A 19059-nucleotide genomic window follows, 5' to 3' on the forward strand; every position below is an offset into this window, starting at 1 on the left:
GTTTGCAGCTGCATCGAAAGCCGGCGGCAATGCCGCGCCGGCTTGGTCGTCCAGGCCAAGGGGCCGATGTCGGCCGCGCCACCCGGATGCGCTAGGCTTCTCCGGCGGCGCGCGCCGCGTGGGACGGAGCAACCCGGATGGGGACGGCGTTTTCATGGGTGTCGACGGCCACGCTGCCGCCGGCGGAAGTACTTGCGGCATTGAATCTCGAAGACACCGGCGCTGCCGTGGGCGCGGGCGAATGCGAGATTGCCGGCGCGGCTTTGCCGCAAGGCGGCTATGTCGTTGTGGCCAACGCGTTCTGGCATGCGCTGATCCACCCGGCGAAACTGGCGGCGCTGTCGCTCAAAGCGACCGTGGCCGGCTGTGCCGAAAGCGAGAACGTCAACGCGTCGACCGCGTTTCTCTGGCGCGACGGCGAGCGGATCTGGCAGCTCACGCATCTGCTCGACGAGGGCGCCGGGCACCTCGAGATCGAAGGCGACGCGCCCGCGCAAACGGCGTCGCTGCTCGAACAGGCGATCGCGCGGCATCGCACCGAGGGCTACGACGCCGTGTACGGCGTTGCCGCGGCCGTGGCGAAGTCGTGCACCGGCTTCCGCTACGGCGAGGATCGCCGATTGCGCTTCACGCGGCTGGTGCCGCGCAAGGCAACGATTGTCGCCGGAAGTGCACAGATCGCCATCGAGTGGCCAAACCAACGGGACGAGCTGACCGCCATGCTGGGTCGCGCACTGGAAGCGATACTGGTTCCGCTGGGCTTCGACGTGCGGCGCGACCCCCGTGGCGACGAATTCTTCAGAACCCGCGACGACACGACGCTGACGGTGTACGGCGTCGGATACGACGATCATCCTTTCTATACCTGTGACATTTTCATTTCCGTACGCCAGAACACCGTCGAGCAGCTGATCGCGAGCGTTATTCCGCAGCACACGCGTTCGTCGACTTGCGATCTGCGATTGGCGAAGCTGGAAGGCCACGACGGTTTCGACATCAAGTCGATCAGGCATATCGAGGCGTTCATCAAGTTCCTCGGCAAAAAAGTGCCGGCGCTGATTGAGCGCTGCGGCCGCGTCCGCGAGCTGGATCGCATCGTGAACGCGGACCGCAGCCGCATCGACGGCATCGATTTTCTGTCCGCCGAAGGGCCGATCGTGCTGGCCTGGCTCGCGGGCAATCCGAACTTCGAGACCATGGTGGCGTACGCCGACTCGCGCTACGACCGGCGCTATGTCGAGGGCGAGACGCCGATCGTGCAGCTGGCAGATCATCTGCGCCGCAATGTGCCGGTCGAATAGCCGGGCCAACTGACTTACCAGTCGGTGGGCCGATAATCCTTCAGGAACTGGCCCCACAGATGTTCGCCGCTGTTGATGCCGGCGATGATGGGGTCGACGATGCGCGCGGCGCCGTCGACGATATCCAGCGGCGGATGAAAGCGCTCCTCGATCGTCTTGCGTGCGGCGATCTCGACCGGATCCTCGTCAGTCACCCAGCCGGTGTCCACGCTGTTCATGTGGATACCGTCGTTGTGGTAGTCGGTTGCAGCGGTGCGCGTCATCATGTTGAGCGCCGCCTTGGCCATGTTCGTGTGCGGATGACGGGTTGTCTTGAAGTTGCGGTAGAACTGGCCCTCGACGGCGGACACATTGACGATGTGCTTGTCGCGCTCGGGCGTGCGCAGCATCAACGGCTTGAGCCGCGCATTGATGATGAACGGGGCGATGGCGTTGATCAGCTGCACCTCGAGCAGTTCCACCGACGGCACTTCGGCCATCTGCAGGCGCCACGAATTGCGCCCGCGCAGGTCGATCTGCTGCAGATCCTGATCCAGGCGTCCTTCCGGGAACAAATGCGACTGTGCAATGAACTCGTCTGGCAACAGGGGGACTTGGGACAGTTTTGCCGAGTCGAGGACGGTCACTTCGCGGTTGTGCAGGGAAGGATTCAAGCCCGCCAGCGCGGCAGCGCCGTTGCCGATAGCCGCCTCGCCGTGCTCAGGCAGGATGCCGTAGCTGCGCAGGCCGGCGTAGCTGCCCAGCAGTTTGCCCACGTGCGCCGGTGCGTCGTGCAATGCGGAGGTCTCGCTGGCCATCATGTGCGCATAGAACTCCGGCGGGCGGCGCACGGTCTGGCAGGCATTGTTGATGATGAAATCCAGGCGCTGGCGCGTTGCAAGCACGTGCTGGCAGAACGCCTCGACACTGGGCGTGTGGCGCAGATCCAGGCCGAATATTTCGAGGCGGTGCCCCCAGTGCGCGAAGTCGGGCTCTTGCGCGTAGCGTGCCGCCGAATCACGCGGAAAACGCGTGGTAACGATGAGTTCGGCGCCGGCACGCAACAACTTGAGGCCTGCCTGGTAGCCGATCTTCACGCGGCCGCCGGTCAACAGCGCAACGCGTCCATGCAGATCGGCCAGTTCGGTGCGCTTGGAAAAATTGAATGCGGCACATGCCGGACAAAGCTGGTCGTAGAAATGGTGGATCAGCGAGTACTTCTCTTTGCACACATAGCAATGCTGCGGCTTGATCGACTCGCGCGATTCGGCGGCATCGCCGTGAACATCCTGTGGCGAGAAATCGTCCGGTGGAAACACGTTAGGCGTCGTGAATACCGGCTTGCGCCGCAGCACCCGGATGCCGGTTTCATGCAGAACGGCATCGTCGTTGCGAATCTCGGCTTTGCTGCGTTCCCGTGCCGCTGTCTTGCGACGCTGCCGGCGCGCGACGGGATCGGGAAGAAATATCTGTCCGGCAACCTGGTGCAGGCGCCGCTGATCTTCGGCCGGCAGCCTGTTCAATAGCGTAGCGTCGGTCGCAATCTGTTCGAGCACAGCCACCGCCGAGCGCACGCGGTCCAGTAGGGCAAGGTCGTCGATATCCGCGGTGGGAGATGGAGCAGTCGTATTCAAAGCGGGTGATCCGTAGTGAGAGAGGCGCGGCCGTCGGGGCGCCGCCTGCAGGGCGGGTTACCCTGCCTGGCGAGCTGCCACCGTGGCCGAGGGTCAAGCCCGATAGTCTGACGGAAAACCTGGCGATGCAGCAAAAAGAGAGCCCGCTGCAGGCCGTCACTGCTGGACAGATGGGCCCAAGGTGTTGGCCGGCAAGTACCACCAGGCCTGCGCCGGTGGCGCTGTCGATCATGTTCCGCCGTACCGGTATCGACTCGCCAGAGAGCCGCCGCAAGGGCCGCACGGCACCGTGCCAGGGTGCCGCCGCGGTCTGAATCTCGATACCCAGGCTGCAGCATTGTTGCGAAATGATGTCGGCGCCCGGGGGAATGTCACGAACGTCGGCTCCGGTGCGGGCCGCCGCGATTCCAGAACGGGCGGTTGGCGACAGGCCTCGTTCAACGCGAGGGGAGGGCGGCCGGACTGCGCTCCCCGGAGGGGATATCGATATTCGTCGCGCGGCGCCGGCACGCCAAAGAACGTGTTGATGGCAAGGCGCTCTGGCGCCTGAGATGGACCAGGCCGAGCACAACGGCGGCGGCTGATTCCGCTCGCCCATGGGACAGGGGGCTGGCTCGGCCCGGCTCCAGTGCTCGGATAGCCAAGAAGCCCGCATGTCGTCGAGTAACCCCTTCATTCCAGCGAGGCCTGCAGTGGAGCCGGCACCTGTGCTTGCCCGCCGATGGACGGCAGCAGGCGATCCGCAGGCACGTCCCAGTCCACTGCGGGAACTGATAGGGCAATGGCCGTTTGTACGCTGAGCACAGCACGTGTCGAGGGGTACGCCGAATACCGCCGCATCCATCAGCCGCGGTAGGTCGCGGTAGGAAGTGTCATTGTGCCGGCGGCCGCGCGCGATCCAGCGCGTGCTGTTGCCGCGTACGCGTGTCTTTCGCCGCGTGATCGCTGCCTCTTGGAGCGGGCCGGAATCACGCGATGGTGCCGATCCGCTTCTTGACAACAGAGCCTGGCGGTTCTTTCTTGCCGGTTTTTTCAGCGGTAGAGAAAGGCAAAAGACTACTATTGGCTAGGTGAATAAAAAATACTTGGCGACATATTTTCCGCGTGCGATGATCCGCCGCTCAGCGCAGGATTCGGCCTGATTTCCGCCGGGGGACAATGACACAGACTCAGTCAATCGCCGGGCGGGTGTCGGCTACGCCGCAAGTGCAGGATGATCCCGTCGCGATCGTCGCACTGGCCTGCAACTATCCTGGCGCGCCCGACATCGCGTCGCTTTGGCGACTGGCGATCGATGGCCGCAGCGCGCTCGGGCCCGCTCCGGCAGGGCGCTGGTTCGCAGTACCGCCGCGCGGTGGTTTTGTCGATGGTGCCTATCCGCAGGCGTTCGACGCGCCGTTCTTCGACCTTTCTCCAGCCGAGGCGCTGGCGCTCGATCCGCAGCAGCGGCTGCTGCTCGAAACCGGCTGGCGTGCGCTGGAAGATGCCGGAATATCGACCGAGCCCGAAGCGGGCAAGCCGATCGGCGTCTTTGTCGCCATCAGCACCACCGACTATCAATGGGCGCAATTGTGGAATCCCGGTGCGGGCAGGGTAGATCCGTTCACCGCGACCGGTCTGTCGTTCGCCGCTGCGGCCGGGCGGCTTTCCTACAGCTTCGGCTTCACCGGGCCGAGCATGGCGATCGACACGGCGTGTTCCTCCTCGCTGGTGGCGCTGCATCAGGCGCGCCGCGCCATACTGAATGGCGAATGCGAGGCGGCTTTGGTCGCTGGGGTGAACGCCTTGCTCACGCCCAATCTGTTCGGCTGCCTGGGCTCGCTCAACCTGCTTTCGCCGGACGGCGTTTGCCGCGCTTTCGATGGCGCGGCAAACGGCTATGTCCGCGCCGAAGGCTGCGGCGCGGTGGTACTCAAGCCGTATTCGGCGGCGCTGCGCGACGGCAATCGCGTCGTCGCGCTGCTGCGCGGCTCTGCGGTCAACCAGGACGGGCGTAGCGCAAGCCTCACGGCACCCAGCGGCGTGGCGCAGCGCAAGGTGATCGCTGCCGCGCTGGCCGATGCCGGACTGACGCCCGCGGATATCGACTATGTCGAGGCACATGGCACCGGCACGCCGCTGGGTGATGCAATCGAACTCAACGCACTTGCGGACAGCTATGGCGCAGACCGCGTGGCACCGCTGCTGATCGGGTCGGTCAAGGTCAACATCGGCCATCTCGAGGCCGGGGCAGGGCTTGCGGGCGTGATCAAGACGCTGCTGGCGCTCGAACAGGCAATGGTGCCGGGCCATCCGCGTTTCTCGGCGCCGACGCCGCATCTCGATTGGGCAAGCGCGGGCCTCGCCGTGCCGACCGTCGCGACGCGCTGGCCCGCGACCGGGCGCGTGCGCCGCGCCGGCGTAAGCTCGTTCGGGTTCAGCGGGACCAACGCGCATGTGATCCTGGAAGCCGCACCCGAGCCGCCGCCGCGTGCCGAGGCGATGGGCACCGAAGCGACGAGTAGCGTTGTGCTGCCGGTTTCGGCGCGCAGCGCGGTGGCGCTGGCGGAAAGCTGCGCCATGCTGGCGGATTGGCTGGAGGCCGAGCCGCGCGACCTGCGCGACGTGGCGTTCACGCTCTGTGTCGGGCGCAATGCCTTCGGCCACCGGCGCGCCGTGACCGGCGACGATTGCGCCGCGCTCGCCCGCGCGCTGCGTGGCGAGCCGGTGCAAACGCAGAACGAGCGGCTGGTTGAACTCGCGCGCCGCTGGGAGGCGGGCGAGCCGGTCGACTGGAGCCGGCTGTTCCGCGACGGCACGGCCCGGCTGACGGCACTTCCCGGCCATCCGTTTCATCCGCAGCGCTACTGGCCCGATACGGCGATGCCCGTCGGCAGCGCCGAAGGCGTCCGCGTCGAGGCGCCGCTGCCGGTGGCACGCCCGGCCTGGCTGGCGCTCGTTGCCGAGCACGCACGCACGGTGCTGGGCCTGCCTTCGTCCGCGCCGCTCGCGCCCGATGTGGCGCTGGTCGACCAGGGCTTCACGTCGCTGCTCGGACTCGAACTGCGCCGCGTGCTGGAGGCGCGCACCGGCCGCAGCCTGCCGGCCGGGCTGCTCTACGACTATCCGACACCAGCCCGCATCGCCGGGCTTCTCTGCGGCGACGCGCCCATGCCCGCACCGCGTCGCGCCGCGACGGTCGCCGAACCCGCGGCGGGCGAAAGCGACTTCGACTTTCTCGACGGATTGTCCGCCGAAGAACTCGCCGATCTCATTGACCGCGAAGTGGATCGTTTATGACCGACCTGCCTGAAAAGCCTGCGGACACGCTCAAGAAGACATTCATCGCACTCAAGCGCGCGCAGGCGCGCGTCGAGGCACTCGAAGCGCGGCGCGCCGAACCGATCGCGATTGTCGGCATCGGCTGCCGGCTGCCGGGCGGCGCCGACAGCCCCGCTGCGCTGTGGGACCTGCTATGCCGCGAGACCGACACCGCGCGCGCTGTCCCCGCCGACCGCTGGCCGGAGCAGAGCTTCTACAGCCAGTCGGCCGATGCCTCGGGCCGCACCCACGCCGCGCGCGCGCATTTCCTCGATGGCCATGTCGATGCGTTCGACGCTCCCTTCTTCGGCATCTCGGCCAAGGAAGCGGTGGCGATGGACCCGCAGCAGCGGCTGCTTCTGGAGCTGGGCTGGGAAGCCCTTGAGGACGCCGGGATCGATCCGGCCTCGCTGCGCGGCACGCCGACGGGCGTGTTCGTCGGTATTTCGAGCGACGACTACGCCCAGGCGCACCGCCATTCGGGACGGCTCGATCTGATCGACGGCTATTCGCTCACCGGCACCTGCCTCGCGCCGGCGGCCGGGCGGATGTCCTACACCTTCGGCTTCGAAGGGCCGAGCATGGCGATCGACACGGCATGCAGCTCATCGCTGGTCGCCGTGCATCTCGCCTGCCAGAGCTTGCGCAGCGGCGAGACCGACGTCGCGCTGGCGGCAGGGGTTAACCTTATCCTTTCGCCGGTATTCCACATTGCCTCCTCCAAGCTCGGCACCATCTCGCCGGACGGACTGTGCAAGACCTTCGACGCCTCGGCGGACGGCTATGGCCGCGGCGAAGGCTGCGGCGTGATCGTGCTCAAGCGGCTGGCCGACGCTCGCACCGATGGCGACCGCATCCTCGCGGTGATCCGCAGTTCGGCCGTCAACCAGGACGGCAAGAGCAACGGCCTGACCGCGCCCAACGGCCTCGCGCAGGAGCGCGTCATCCGCGAAGCGCTCGATCGCGCGGGGCTGGCGCCCGAAGACATCGGCTATATCGAGGTGCATGGCACCGGCACGTCGCTCGGCGATCCGATAGAAGTCGAGGCGATCGGCCGTGTCCAGGCCAGCCGCCCCGCCGATCGCCCGGTCGTGCTCGGCACGGTCAAGTCGAACATCGGACATCTGGAGGCTGCGGCAGGCATCGCGGGCCTGATCCGCGCCGTCGAGATTCTGCGCCGCGGCGAGATTCCGGCGCATCTGCATCTGGACAATCCCAGCCCGCACATCCCCTGGGGCGCCTATCCGTTCGAGGTCCGCACCGAGCGCAAGGCATGGGTCGGCGAAGGACCGCGCCGCGCCGGCGTCAGCTCTTTCGGCTTCAGCGGAACAAATGCACATGTGATCCTGGAACAGGCGCCCGAGGCCGCGCCTGCAGTTGCCGCCCAGGCAGTTGCCACGCCTGCCGTGGCCGAGTCGGGACCGGTGCTGCTGCCGCTTTCCGCGCGCACCGCAGAGGGGCTGGCCGAGCTGGCCGCGCGCTGGCGCGACTGGCTTGCGGCAGGTCATGCGCCGCTGGCCGATGCCGCGGCCACCGCGGCGGCGGGGCGCAGCCATCTGGCGCAGCGGCTGGCAGTGGTCGGCGCGGATACGCAGGAAGTCGCGGCGGCAATCGCCGCGTTCCTGGACGGCAAGCCGGCGCGCAACCTGGCGAGCGGCAGCGCCGGTACGAGGCCCAAGATCGCCGGCCTGTTCACCGGCCAGGGTTCGCAATATCCAGGCATGGGCCGCGATCTCTACGACAGCGAGCCGGTGTTCCGCGCGACGATCGATGCCTGCGATGGCGCGATCGGTGACCGGCTCGGCAAGCGGCTGCTCGACCTGCTCTACGGCGCAGACACCAGCGATGCCGAATTGCAGCAGACCGGCTTCGCCCAGCCGGCGATTTTCGCGGTCGAACTGGCGCTCTATCGGCTGTGGGAAAGCTGGGGCGTAGTGCCCGATCTCGTCTGCGGGCACAGCATCGGCGAATTTGCCGCGGCGCATGTCGCGGGCATCCTCGGCTTCGAGGACGCAATCGACCTGGTCTGCGCGCGCGGACGGCTCATGCAGAGCCTGCCGGCAGGCGGGACCATGGCGGCGGTTTTCGCCAGCGAGAGTGTGGTCGCGAGCATGCTCGCGCCCGGCAGTGGCGTCTCGATCGCGGCCGTCAACACGCCCAACGATGTGGTGGTCTCCGGGCCCGAGACGGCCGTCGCCGAACTGGTAGCGCGGCTCGCGGCAAGCAGCATCGGCGTGCAGTCCCTGCGCGTGTCGCACGCGTTTCATTCGGCGCTGATGCGCCCGATCGTGGCCGAGTTCGCGAGACTCGCCGAACGTCCGGCAGGAGAAGCAGTACTGCCTTTCTTCTCGACCGTTTCCGCGGCGCGCATGGCGCCGGACAAGCTCGGCGCGCGGTATTGGGGCGCGCAGATCGAAGCGCCGGTGCGTTTCGCGGCGACGGCGCAGGCGATGGCGGCGGAAGGCGCGACCGTCTTCCTCGAATATGGCCCCGCGGCAGTGCTCGCCGGGCTGGCGCGGCAGTCGGTCGAGGGCGAAGGGCTGCAGTTCCTCGGCTCGCTGCAGCGCGGCGGCGACGGGCGGCGCGCGATGCTCGGCAGTCTTGCGCGGCTGTATGCCCAAGGACTCGATCCCCACTGGAAGGCCGTGGTCACACCGGCGCGCGCCGGGCGTGCCGCGATCCCGACCTATCCGTTCCAGCGCAAGCGCTACTATCGCGCGCCCATCGTCGATGCCGGTCGCCATGCGGGTGCCGCGGGCGCGGCAAGCGGCGGACATCCCTATCTCGGCCAGCGCATCCATTCGCGCCTGCTGCCCAAGGGCGCGGCGCTGCACCAGGCGCTGTTCACCGCGGAAAATCCCGCGTTCCTCGTCGAGCACCAGATTTTCGGCAAGATCATCTCGCCGGCCGCAGCGCATCTGTCGATGGCGTTCGCTGCCGCGGGCGGCGGCGCGAGTCTGGAAGATGTGTCGTTCACTGCACCGCTGGTGGTCGACGCCGAGGCCGCGCGCATCGTGCAGCTCGCAATCGAAGGCGACGGCGTCGGCTACAGCCTGGCGAGCCAGCCGGTGGACAAGCCCGGCGATGTCTGGACCGTGCATTCTGCCGGGCGCATCGCCGCACCCGCCACTGCACCCGAGGCGCTGGATCTGGCGGCCATCCGGGCGCGCTGCTCCGGCACGATGGCTCCGGCCGATTTCTATGCGCTGATCGAGACGCTCGGCTACCGGACCGGAGCGCATTTCCAGTGCATCCGCGAGATCGCCAAGAGCGCGGGCGAGGCCTTGTGCAGGATTGTCGCGGTCGACGCGATCGATGCCGGTGCGATCCACCCCGGATTGATCGATTCGATGCTGCAGACCGTGCTGCCGGCCTGCGAGAGCGATGCCGCGCACATGCTCGACGGCGAGAGTGTGCTGATTCCGCTGCACATGGCGCAGGTGGCGATTCACGGCAGCCTCGATCAGCCGCTGTGGTGCCACAGCCGGGTGGCGGTCGCGGGCGAACTCGTCAAGGCGCAGCTCACCGTGTGCGATGAAGCCGGCGTGCCCGTACTCGCGATCGGCGACTTCCTGCTCAAGCGCACCGACCGGGCGACGCTCTACCAGGAGCTGGGCGATGGCGATCGCGCACTGGTCCATGCCATCGACTGGCAGCCCATCACGCTGGCCGCGCCCGCAGCGGCGCCGGACGGCTGGATCGTGTTCGCTGACCAGGATGGCTGGGGCAGCGCCGTCGCTGCACGGCTGCTGCAGTCGGCGCTGCCGTGCCTCGAACTGAGGCGCGGCGAGGCGGAACCGGCCAGGTTCGCCGAGGTCGCGACCGCCTGGGCGGCCGGGCACGGCGTCGAGCGTGCCAACATCCTGTTTGCCTGGGGCGGCGCTGGCGCCGATCCCGAGGCCGAGACCTGCGGGACGCTTGCGGCGCTGCTACCCGCGGTGCAGGCGCTGGGCAGCGGCACAACGCCGCTGCGCGCGCGGCTGTGGCTGCTCAGCCGGCAGGTCCAGCAGGTGGTGCCCGAAGATGGCGGCGCTGCGCTGCCGCTGCTCGACGGCGGGGCGCTCTGGGGCATGGGCCGCGCGATCGCCAACGAAATGCCGCATATCTGGGGCGGGCTGCTCGATGTCGAGGCGAAGCCCAGCGATGCCGGCGCCGCGGCGATCGTCGCCGCGGCACTGAGTCCCGCGGGCGAGGATCAACTGGCGATCCGCCGCCATGGCCAGTGCTTCGCCGCGCGGCTGGTACCCGCCGTACCGGCGCCTGCGCTGCCCGAGCTGGGCGAAAGCGAGCGCTATCGGCTCGACAAGGGACCGCGGCGCACCCTCGACGATCTGCGCTTCGAACGGCTTGCGCGCAGCGCGCCGCGTTCCGGCGAAGTCGAGATCGAAGTGCTCGCGGCGGGGCTCAATTTCCGCGACGTACTCAACGCACTCGGCCAATATCCGGGCGAAGCCGGGTTGCTCGGCTTCGAGGCCGTCGGACGCGTGACCGCGCTGGGGCCCGATGTCGCCGGGCTGGCGATCGGCGACAGCGTGATCGCGCTCGCCGCACCAGGCTGCATCGGCAGCCATGTGACGGTCAGGCGCGCGCTGGTGGTGCGCAAGCCCGAGGCGCTGAGCGCGGCCGAGGCCGTGGCTCTGCCGGCGGCGCTGCTCACTGCCTATTACGCGCTGCATCATCTGGGCGGCATCAAGGCCGGCGACCGGGTGCTGATCCACGCCGCGGCCGGCGGCGTCGGCATGGCGGCGGTGCAGCTCGCGCTCGCCGCGGGTGCTGAAGTGTTTGCCACTGCCGGTGCGCCCGAGAAGCAGCAGTTCGTGCGCGACATGGGCGTTGCGCATGTGATGAGTTCCCGCACGCTCGACTTCGCCGATCGGATCCGCGCGATCACCGGCGGCCGGGGCGTCGACATGGTGCTCAATTCGCTCAGCGGCGACTTCATTACCGAAAGCTTCGGCGTACTCGCAGCGGGCGGGCGCTTCCTCGAAATGGGCAAGATCGGCATCTGGGACGAGGCGCGTGTGCAGGCGCAGGATCCGAGCTGGGTCTATCGCCCGTTCGACCTCGCCGCCGTCGCACTGGAAGATCCGGCGACGCTGGTGGCCATGTTCGACGGGCTGCTGGAGGAAGTGGCGGCCGGCCGGCTGGTGCCGCTGCCGGTCACGGTCTTCCCCATGGCCGATGCCGAACAGGCGTTCCGTTTCATGGCGCAGGCGCGGCATATCGGCAAGATCGTCCTCAGCCGCGAGCAAGAATCGCGGCGCACACGCCTGGCAACGCGGGGCGTACATGGCGACGCGCACTATCTGATCACCGGCGGGCTAGGCGCGCTCGGGCTGCGCGTGGCGCAGCGGCTGGTGGAGGAGGGCGCACGGCACCTGGTACTCAGCGGCCGCCGTGGCCCGGGCGAATCGGCGCGTTCGGCAATCGCCGAACTCGAAGCCGCCGGCGCGCGCGTGACCATCGTCGAGGGCGATGTCGCCGTGGCGGACGATGCGGCGCGCATGGTCGCAGCGGCGTCCAGCCCACCGCTGGCCGGCGTGATCCACGCCGCAGGCCTGCTCGAAGACGGCATGATTGCCGATCTCGATGCCGACCGGCTGGCGCGCGTCCTGGCGCCCAAGGTGGCGGGCGGGTGGAATCTGCATCGCGCGACCGAGACGCTGGACCTCGATTTCTTCCTGCTCTTTTCCTCGGTCGCGGCGATCATCGGCAACCTGGGGCAGGGCGCCTATGCCGCAGGCAACGCCTTTCTCGACGGCCTCGCCAGCTGGCGCCGCCGGCGCGGGCTGGCGGCGACCAGCCTCAATTGGGGGCCCTGGGCCGAAGCAGGCATGGCGGCGGCGCTCAAGAATGATCGTTTCGCCGCGATGGGCATTCGCCAGCTCGCTCCGGCGCAGGGACTGCGCACGATGCTGCGGCTGATCGGCGAGTCGCCGATGCAGGCCGTGGTGGCGGAAATCGACTGGGCCGCCTATGGCAGGGCGCAGGGAATCGCCGGCGGCAGCGGACTTTTCGCCGCCGTGGTGGACGCACCGGACGCCGCTGCCACCGCGTCCGCCGAGGGGCCGGCCGCGCGCGACATCCTGGCCGAGCTTGCGGCTGCGCTACCCGCGCAGCGCGAGGGCGTGATGCGCACTTATCTGCAGGAACTGGCGCGCCAGACGCTTGGCTATGGCCGCGGCGAGACGATCGCCCCGGACAAGCCGCTCGCCGAGCAGGGCTTCGACAGCCTGATGTCGGTGGAGATGCGCAATCGGCTCAATCGCGCATTGGGGCGCAAGCTTGCGGCATCCTTGCTGTTCGACTATCCGACGCTGGACCGCATCGGCCGGCACCTGCTCGACAGCCTGCTGCCAGCCGAGGTGGCCGCCGCCGCGCCGAGTGCGGCGGACATCCTCGACGAGATCGAGAGCCTGATCGGGCGATCGTCCGTGCACACCGCGGCGGAATCGTAGGTGCCACAGACACTGCTATCGCTGCTCGCACGCGAAACCGGCGACATCCGGCGCGATCTGCTCATCGCGCTGCTGATCTCGGCTGCAGCGAACACCGGAATCCTGGTCATCATCAACCAGGCTTCCGCCTCGGCCGCCGAAGGGGTGGGCGACCTGCGCCTGCTGGGCATGTTCATCGTGGCGATGGCGCTCTACGTGGTCGGGCTGCGCTTTACCTTCGGCGTAGCCACGCGGGCGGTCGAGAGCATGCTCGCGCAGATTCGCCAGCGTCTCATGCGGGGCATTGCGCATGCCGATCTGCTGGCGCTGCGCCGGCTGCGCGAAGGACGCCTGCTGCAGTCGATCTCGCAGGACACGATCGTCATTTCCGAATCGCAGGGGCTGCTCGTGGCGGCCGCGCACTCGGCGCTGATGGTGGCGATGACCGGCGTCTACGTACTCACCGTGTCCTGGCCGGCTTTCCTGATCGTGGTCGTGGTGATCGCTGCGGGCGCAGTGCTCTATCTCGCCCGCAGCAAAGAACTCGATCAGCTTGCCGCGCGCAGCTCGCGGCTGGAAGCCAGTTTCCTCGGCAAGATGAGCGACATGATCAAGGGGCTGCCGGAAGTGAAACTGAGTACCGCACGGCGCGAGGCGCTGCTCGGCGAACTCGATGGCGTCGGCCAGGAGTTGTGCGAGGTGAAGGTGCGCACCACCAGCGTGTACAACGCCAATGCGATCTTCTCGCAGTCCTTTTTCTACGCCCTGCTCGCCGTGATCGTGTTCGTGCTGCCGGCGCTGATCGACAGTTTCGCGCCCCAGGCGCCGAAACTGCTTTCCTCGGTACTTTTCATCTTCGGGCCGCTGTCGACGCTGATCACGGCAGTGCCATCGATCGGCCGCGCCGACCGCGCGGCGGCGTCGCTGCTCCAGCTCGAAGCCGAGATCGGGCGCGCCGGAACACCGCCGCCCGCGCCCGGGCCGGTGCCCAGGCCGCTGGGCATGACCCAGGCCATCGAGTGCCGCGGGCTGCAATTCCACTATCCCGGTGAAGCGGGCGAGACCTTCAGCATCGGACCGATCGACCTGAAGCTGCCCCAGGGCGAGATCGTGATGTTCGTCGGCGGCAACGGCAGCGGCAAGACCACGCTGCTCAAGGTGATCGCGGGACTGTACAAGCCCAGCGCAGGCCAGCTGCTGTTCGATGGCAAGCCCGTGCCGCCGGACGGACAGCAGCGCCAGCGCGAAACGTTCGGCGCGATCTTCAGCGATTTCCACCTGTTCCCGAAGCTCTACGGTATCGAGGCGGACGATGCGGCGATCGCGGCCGAGTTCGAGGCGATGCGCCTGACCGACAAGCTCAGTTATTCCGAGGAGGGCTTCTCGACGCGCGACTTGTCGACCGGCCAGCGCAAGCGCGTGGCGATGGTCGTCGCCATGCTGGAGAACCGGTCTATCCTGATCTTCGACGAATGGGCCGCCGAGCAGGATCCCGAATTCCGTGCGCATTTCTACGAGGAACTGCTGCCGAGGCTGAAGGCGAAGGGCAAGACGCTGCTCGTTGCCACTCACGACGACCGTTATTTCGACATCGCCGACATGGTGGTGAAAATGGAGCTGGGCCGTCTCGTCTCGACGCAGCGGCGAGGAGAGGCCAAGTCATGAAACAGCGTTTGCCGCGATTGCCCCGCGCGTTCCAGATCCCGGAGAACTGACGTGTCCGACGAAACGCTGCCGCCGCTCACTGCCTCGCGCGAAAGCCGCGTCGATACAGGGGTCGCTGCCTATCTGGGCGTTTCCAAGCGCCGGTTCCGCCTCTGGGTGAGCGGATTGCTCGCCGTGCTGCTGCTGCTGCTGCTGTGGCACCGCATCTTCATTCCGATCGGCTCGGGCGAATCGGGCGTGCTTTGGTCGCGCCTCGGCGACGGCACGATCATGGATCGGCGCTATACCGAAGGCTATTGGATGATCTGGCCCTGGAACCGGATGGCGGTCTACGACCTGCGCTACCAGGAAATGCATGGCAAGGCCGATGTGCGGACCAGCGACGGGCTGCATGTGGCAATGGACGTGACCATTCGCTATCGCCCGCGCGCCGACGACCTGCCGATGCTGCACCAGGCCGTGGGTCCGCGCTATCGCGAGACCGTGCTGTGGCCCGACACGATCGCCGCACTGCAGCAGATCGTGGGCGGCTTCAAGCCCGAGGAGCTGACCGTGTCTGGCGAGACCGATCTGGCCCAGCGCGTCGAGGCCCTGGCGCGCAGCTCGATCGAGCGGCGCTGGGTCGATCTGGATCGCGTGCTGATCACGCGCGTCACCTTGCCAGAGCGCGTACAGGTGCAGATCCAGGAGAAGCTGGCCGACGAGCAGAAGCTGCTCTCTGCAAACCTGAAGCGGCAGACCTGGTCGATCGAGGCCGAGGGTGCGCGCGAATTCCAGGCCCGCAGCGGTACTCCGCTGGTCAAATGGCGCAGCATCGACGCGCTGGAAAAGCTCGCGCAATCGCCCAACGCCAAGGTGGTGGTGCTGGGCGGCGGCAAGGAGATGCCCTTCGTTCTGGATGCCGGATCAGTCGAAACCAAAGGCGTCGAGAAACAGCCCTAAGGTCAGCACGAGCATCAGCACATCGGTGTCGAAGGTCGCGTTGGGGCGTGCGCCGCCCTGCATTTGTTGCGCGCGCAGCCGCTGCACCGTATCCGCGTCGAAGATGTTCTGCCGGCGGATCGTCTCGGGCGAAAGCAGTTCTTCCACCCAGGGAATGCGCTGCTGCAGCAGATAGGCGGCGCCAGGCGCCACGAAGCCGAACTTCTCGCGCCGTGCCAGCTCCGGCGGCAAGTGGCGCAGTGCGACCTGGCGCAGCAGCCATTTCTCGGTACCGTCGCGCACCAGCAGGCCGGGCGGAACTCGCGTCATGAAGTCGATCAGTTCGGCGTCGAGGAACGGATAGCGCGCCTCGACCGAATGCGCATAGGCAACACGGTCGCCATGATCGGCAAGCAGGTGATCGGCCATGCGCAGCTTGAAATCGGCATACGAGCGCTGGTGCAGCCGGTTGCGCCCGATCATCCGTGCATGATCGACCGCGGGTTCGCGCGTTGCGTCGAAATCGGCGAGCCGCGCGGCGACGTCGGCGCTGTACAGGCCCGACTTGGTTTCGCGGAACAGCGCATAGTCGCGCTCGTAGAAGAAGCCCGCATCGCCCCAGAGTTCGGCGCGCAGCTCGTCTTCGAGCATCGCTTCCAGTCCCTCGGCCACGCCCCGCGGTTCGCCGGCGGCATCCAGGCGATAGCCGACATAGCCGCCGAACAATTCGTCGGCACCTTCGCCGGTCAGCACCACCTTGTGCCCGCTGTCGCGCACCAGCTGCGAGAGCGCGAGCGAGCAGGTGTCGTAGGACTCCTTCAGCGGCGCCTCGGCGGCGACCACCGCGTCGCGTAGCCGGCGCGCGATCTCGTCGGCGGAGAATTCGATTTCGTGATGGACAGTGCCGAGTGCCGCCGCCATCGCCCGCTGCGGGGCGCGCTCGTCGATCGTCGCATCGGGGAAAGTGATCGAGAAACTGTGGAACACTTGGTCGGGCGCGGCCTTGCGCGCCAGCGCGCCGATCAGGCTCGAATCGAGCCCGCCGCTGAGATAGAGCCCGACTGGAACATCTGCCGCGAGCCGGCGCGCGACCGCAGCGCGCAGCAAGGCGTCGACCTGTTCGACATGGTCGCCGGCATCCGCGGGGGCGGGCGCCGGGTCGGTGGGATAGACCAGGTCCCAATACTGGCGCAGCCGCGTGCCCGACGCGTCGGCGACCAGCAGATGGCCTGGCGGCAGTGCCTCCACGCCTTCGAACATCGTGGTCGGGCTGCGCATGCCGGGAAAGGTCAGGATCTGGTCGAGCGCGCGCAGGTTGAGGCGGCGCTCGATTTTCGGATGGGCGAGCAGCGCCTTGATTTCGGAGCCGAACAGCAGCGCATCGCCGACGCGCGCGTGGAACAGCGGCGCGATGCCCGTCTGGTCGCGACCGAGAATCAGCCGGTGCGTGCGCGCGTCATACAGCGCGAAGGCGAACTGGCCGTTGAGCCGGTTGGCGAAATCCAGCCCGTATTCCTCGTACAGATGCACCACCACTTCGACATCGCAGCGTGTGCGGAAGCGATGGCCGCGCGCCTCCAGCTGCGCGCGCAGCTCGCGGTAGTTGTAGATCTCGCCATTGACGATCGAGACGATCTCGCCCGTGGCGTTGCTGTGCGGCTGGTTGCCCGTCGCCAGGTCGATGATCGACAGGCGCGTGAACCCCATCGCCACGCCGGGGGCGGCGAAGTTGCCGCCCTCGTCGGGACCGCGGTGGCGCAGCGCCGCCGCCATGGCGGCGCACGCTGCGACTTGCGCCGGTCGCGAACGATCGGCGCTGAAGATTCCTGCAATGCCACACACTTATGGGTCACCCTCGTATTGTGTTCCGTCAATAAATCGAAGTCTGGATCTGGATGGTTGAGCCCCCTTGAGACTAGGGGGTGAAGAGCGACGGCTCACAACCGCAGGTTCTGATGCCCGACGGGTCGGTTGGCCAAATGCTTGCGCAGCAAGCATTTGGCGCGGTTGTGGAGAAATGCGGCTGGGCACAGCAGCTGTGATGTGGATACTTGTACATACCTTTACTAATTCGTCTGGAATTTCCAGGTGGGTCCGATCACCAGCGGCATGATCTTCTCGTCCGGGGCGACCGTGTCGACGCGCCAGTAGTAGGTCGTGTTGGGCTTGACTGCCAGCTCGGCGCTGACGCCACTCACCGTGCTGCGCTCGGTGCCCGGATGATGTTCTGCGCTGGCACTATCGACCGCGGCCTGGTCGGTGCCCCAGTAGACATCGTAGCTCTTGCCGTAGATGCGGCCTGCCTGCCATTTGACGGCGACCTTGCCGCCTTCGACGCGCGCCGCCTTGGCATCGCGCTCCGGCGACGGCGTGGTAACGGCTGAGCTGACCTGCGGCATGATGGCGTCGAGCATTACCGCTTCGCACTGGCCGGCCTCGGCGGTGGAGATCGCCGGGTCGCGCGGCAGCACGCAGGTGTCGTCCCAGGTGTTGGTCGCCAGTACGAACGAGGTCTGCTGGTCGTAGAAGTAATACAGCAGTGTCTTGTAGCCCGGGAACGCGCCGCCGTGGCCGCGCGCGGTGCCATAGCTGCGTTCAGGCTGCATCAGGCCGCCCACGCCGTATTGCATCGGCTGCCAGCCGATATGGATGTCTGCCGAAACGAACGTGTACCACTTGTTCTTGGTGCCCTGGTTGAGCAGCGTGTCGGTGCGGAACATCGCATCCTCGAACTTGAGCAGGTCCCAGGGCGTGGAGACGATCGCGCCGGCGGTCCAGGCATAGGTCGGGTTGGTGTCGGTGACATCGCACCAGTCGCTGTAGACCTGCGCCGGATAGGGGACGGAGCCCCATTTGGTGTAGCCGTGCATGGTCGGCAGATTCTTGGTGTCGGTCGCGAAATAGGTGTCCTTGAGACCGGCGACGTCGAACACTTCGCGCTTGATCACTTCCTCTGCGCTCAGCCCGGTGACTTTTTCGGCGATCAGGCCGAGCAGGATGTAATTGGTGTTCGAATAATCCCAGGCCGGATATTGCGGCGGTGCCGGCGGCGCGCTCGCGAATACCGAGATCCAATACGGATTGGGGTAGGTCGCGCCGGGTGCGAACGTCGGCGCCACGGGCGGCACGCCATAGGGTTTCTGATCCTTGGGCACGCCGGTGGTCGAGACGGCCGCGATCAGCTCCTCGGGTTTGAAACTGCGCTGCGGCGTGATCTGCGGCGAGAAGCCGACATTGTCCCAGCCCAGATAATTGGCCACGCCGGACGTCATCTGCAGCAGGTTGGAAACAGTCAGGCTGCCGATGCCGGGAATGCCCTTCACCGTGGCGTTGTCGCCGAGATAGGTGAGCACCGGCGCGGTCAGCTGGATCTTGCCCTGCTGCTCCAGCCGCAGGATCGCCTGGGCCAGGAACGCCTTGCTCACGCTGCCGACGCGGAAATGCAGGTCGGGCGACATCGGCTGCTTGGTGGCGAGATTGGCGACGCCGCCGACGCCTACCCGTATGCCCCAGTCGGGCGAGCGCACGATGATCACCGCGCCGGGGATTCCGCCATTGGCCACCAGCGTGTCGATGGTCTTCTGCCAGGTCGCGGGGAAGGGGCTGTAGGGAATGGCATTGGAGCTGCGGCGCAGCAGCGCCTTCGCGCTCGTCGGCGGCGGCGGCTGGCACACCGCCGGCGGGTAGCCGATGGGAGTCGGCAGCGTCGGCGGTGGCGCGACCGCCGGGACCTGTTTCAACTGCCTCGTCGGCGCTGCCTCCTGGGCCGGCGCAGCTTCCTGGGCAGGCATCGCGGCCGTCAGCGTCGGTGGCGGCGCGGCC

8 protein-coding genes are annotated in these 19059 nt (G+C 67.4%); 5 read left to right on the forward strand and 3 right to left on the reverse strand.

The annotated features are described in order from the left end of the window. The first annotated feature begins 137 nt into the window (after positions 1-137). Positions 138-1301 (forward strand): hypothetical protein, encoded by a 1164-nt coding sequence (locus DFR29_RS15750; protein WP_133819570.1) that lies wholly within the window; start codon positions 138-140, stop codon positions 1299-1301. Positions 1302-1315: 14 nt separating this feature from the next. Here the strand turns inward: DFR29_RS15750 and DFR29_RS15755 are convergent, their stop codons facing one another. Further along, positions 1316-2914 (reverse strand): SDR family NAD(P)-dependent oxidoreductase, encoded by a 1599-nt coding sequence (locus DFR29_RS15755; protein ID WP_133819571.1) that lies wholly within the window; start codon positions 2912-2914, stop codon positions 1316-1318. Between the two features lie 1158 nt (positions 2915-4072). On the opposite strand from DFR29_RS15755, the gene DFR29_RS15760 reads away from it, so the two are divergent. The 4 genes from DFR29_RS15760 to DFR29_RS15775 are packed head-to-tail and all read left to right on the forward strand — an operon-like array spanning position 4073 to position 15258. Then, complete coding sequence (locus DFR29_RS15760) at positions 4073-6193, forward strand: beta-ketoacyl synthase N-terminal-like domain-containing protein (RefSeq protein WP_133819572.1); 2121 nt, start codon at positions 4073-4075, stop codon at positions 6191-6193. After that, positions 6190-12672 (forward strand): type I polyketide synthase, encoded by a 6483-nt coding sequence (locus DFR29_RS15765; RefSeq protein WP_133819573.1) that lies wholly within the window; start codon positions 6190-6192, stop codon positions 12670-12672. The genes DFR29_RS15760 and DFR29_RS15765 overlap by 4 nt, the downstream gene beginning before the upstream one ends. Next, positions 12673-14316, forward strand: coding sequence for a cyclic peptide export ABC transporter (locus DFR29_RS15770; protein ID WP_133819574.1), 1644 nt, complete (start codon positions 12673-12675; stop codon positions 14314-14316). It abuts the gene before it with no gap. A 51-nt stretch (positions 14317-14367) separates the two neighbouring features. Continuing rightward, the gene (locus tag DFR29_RS15775) at positions 14368-15258 is read left to right on the forward strand and encodes a prohibitin family protein (RefSeq protein ID WP_133819575.1); all 891 of its coding nucleotides are present in this window, start codon (positions 14368-14370) and stop codon (positions 15256-15258) included. Here DFR29_RS15775 and asnB read toward each other — a convergent pair. Together asnB and DFR29_RS15785 are read right to left on the reverse strand one after the other, a co-directional pair. Further along, on the reverse strand, positions 15223-17079 hold the full coding sequence (asnB, locus tag DFR29_RS15780) for an asparagine synthase (glutamine-hydrolyzing) (protein WP_133819576.1): 1857 nt from the start codon (positions 17077-17079) through the stop codon (positions 15223-15225). The two genes, DFR29_RS15775 and asnB, sit on opposite strands and share 36 nt — an antisense overlap. 224 nt (positions 17080-17303) lie before the next feature. Continuing rightward, the gene (locus tag DFR29_RS15785) at positions 17304-18977 is read right to left on the reverse strand and encodes a serine hydrolase domain-containing protein (RefSeq protein WP_166654129.1); all 1674 of its coding nucleotides are present in this window, start codon (positions 18975-18977) and stop codon (positions 17304-17306) included. Between the last annotated feature and the right edge of the window lie 82 nt (positions 18978-19059).

Source organism: Tahibacter aquaticus (genome assembly GCF_004363655.1).
Lineage (GTDB): Bacteria > Pseudomonadota > Gammaproteobacteria > Xanthomonadales > Rhodanobacteraceae > Tahibacter > Tahibacter aquaticus.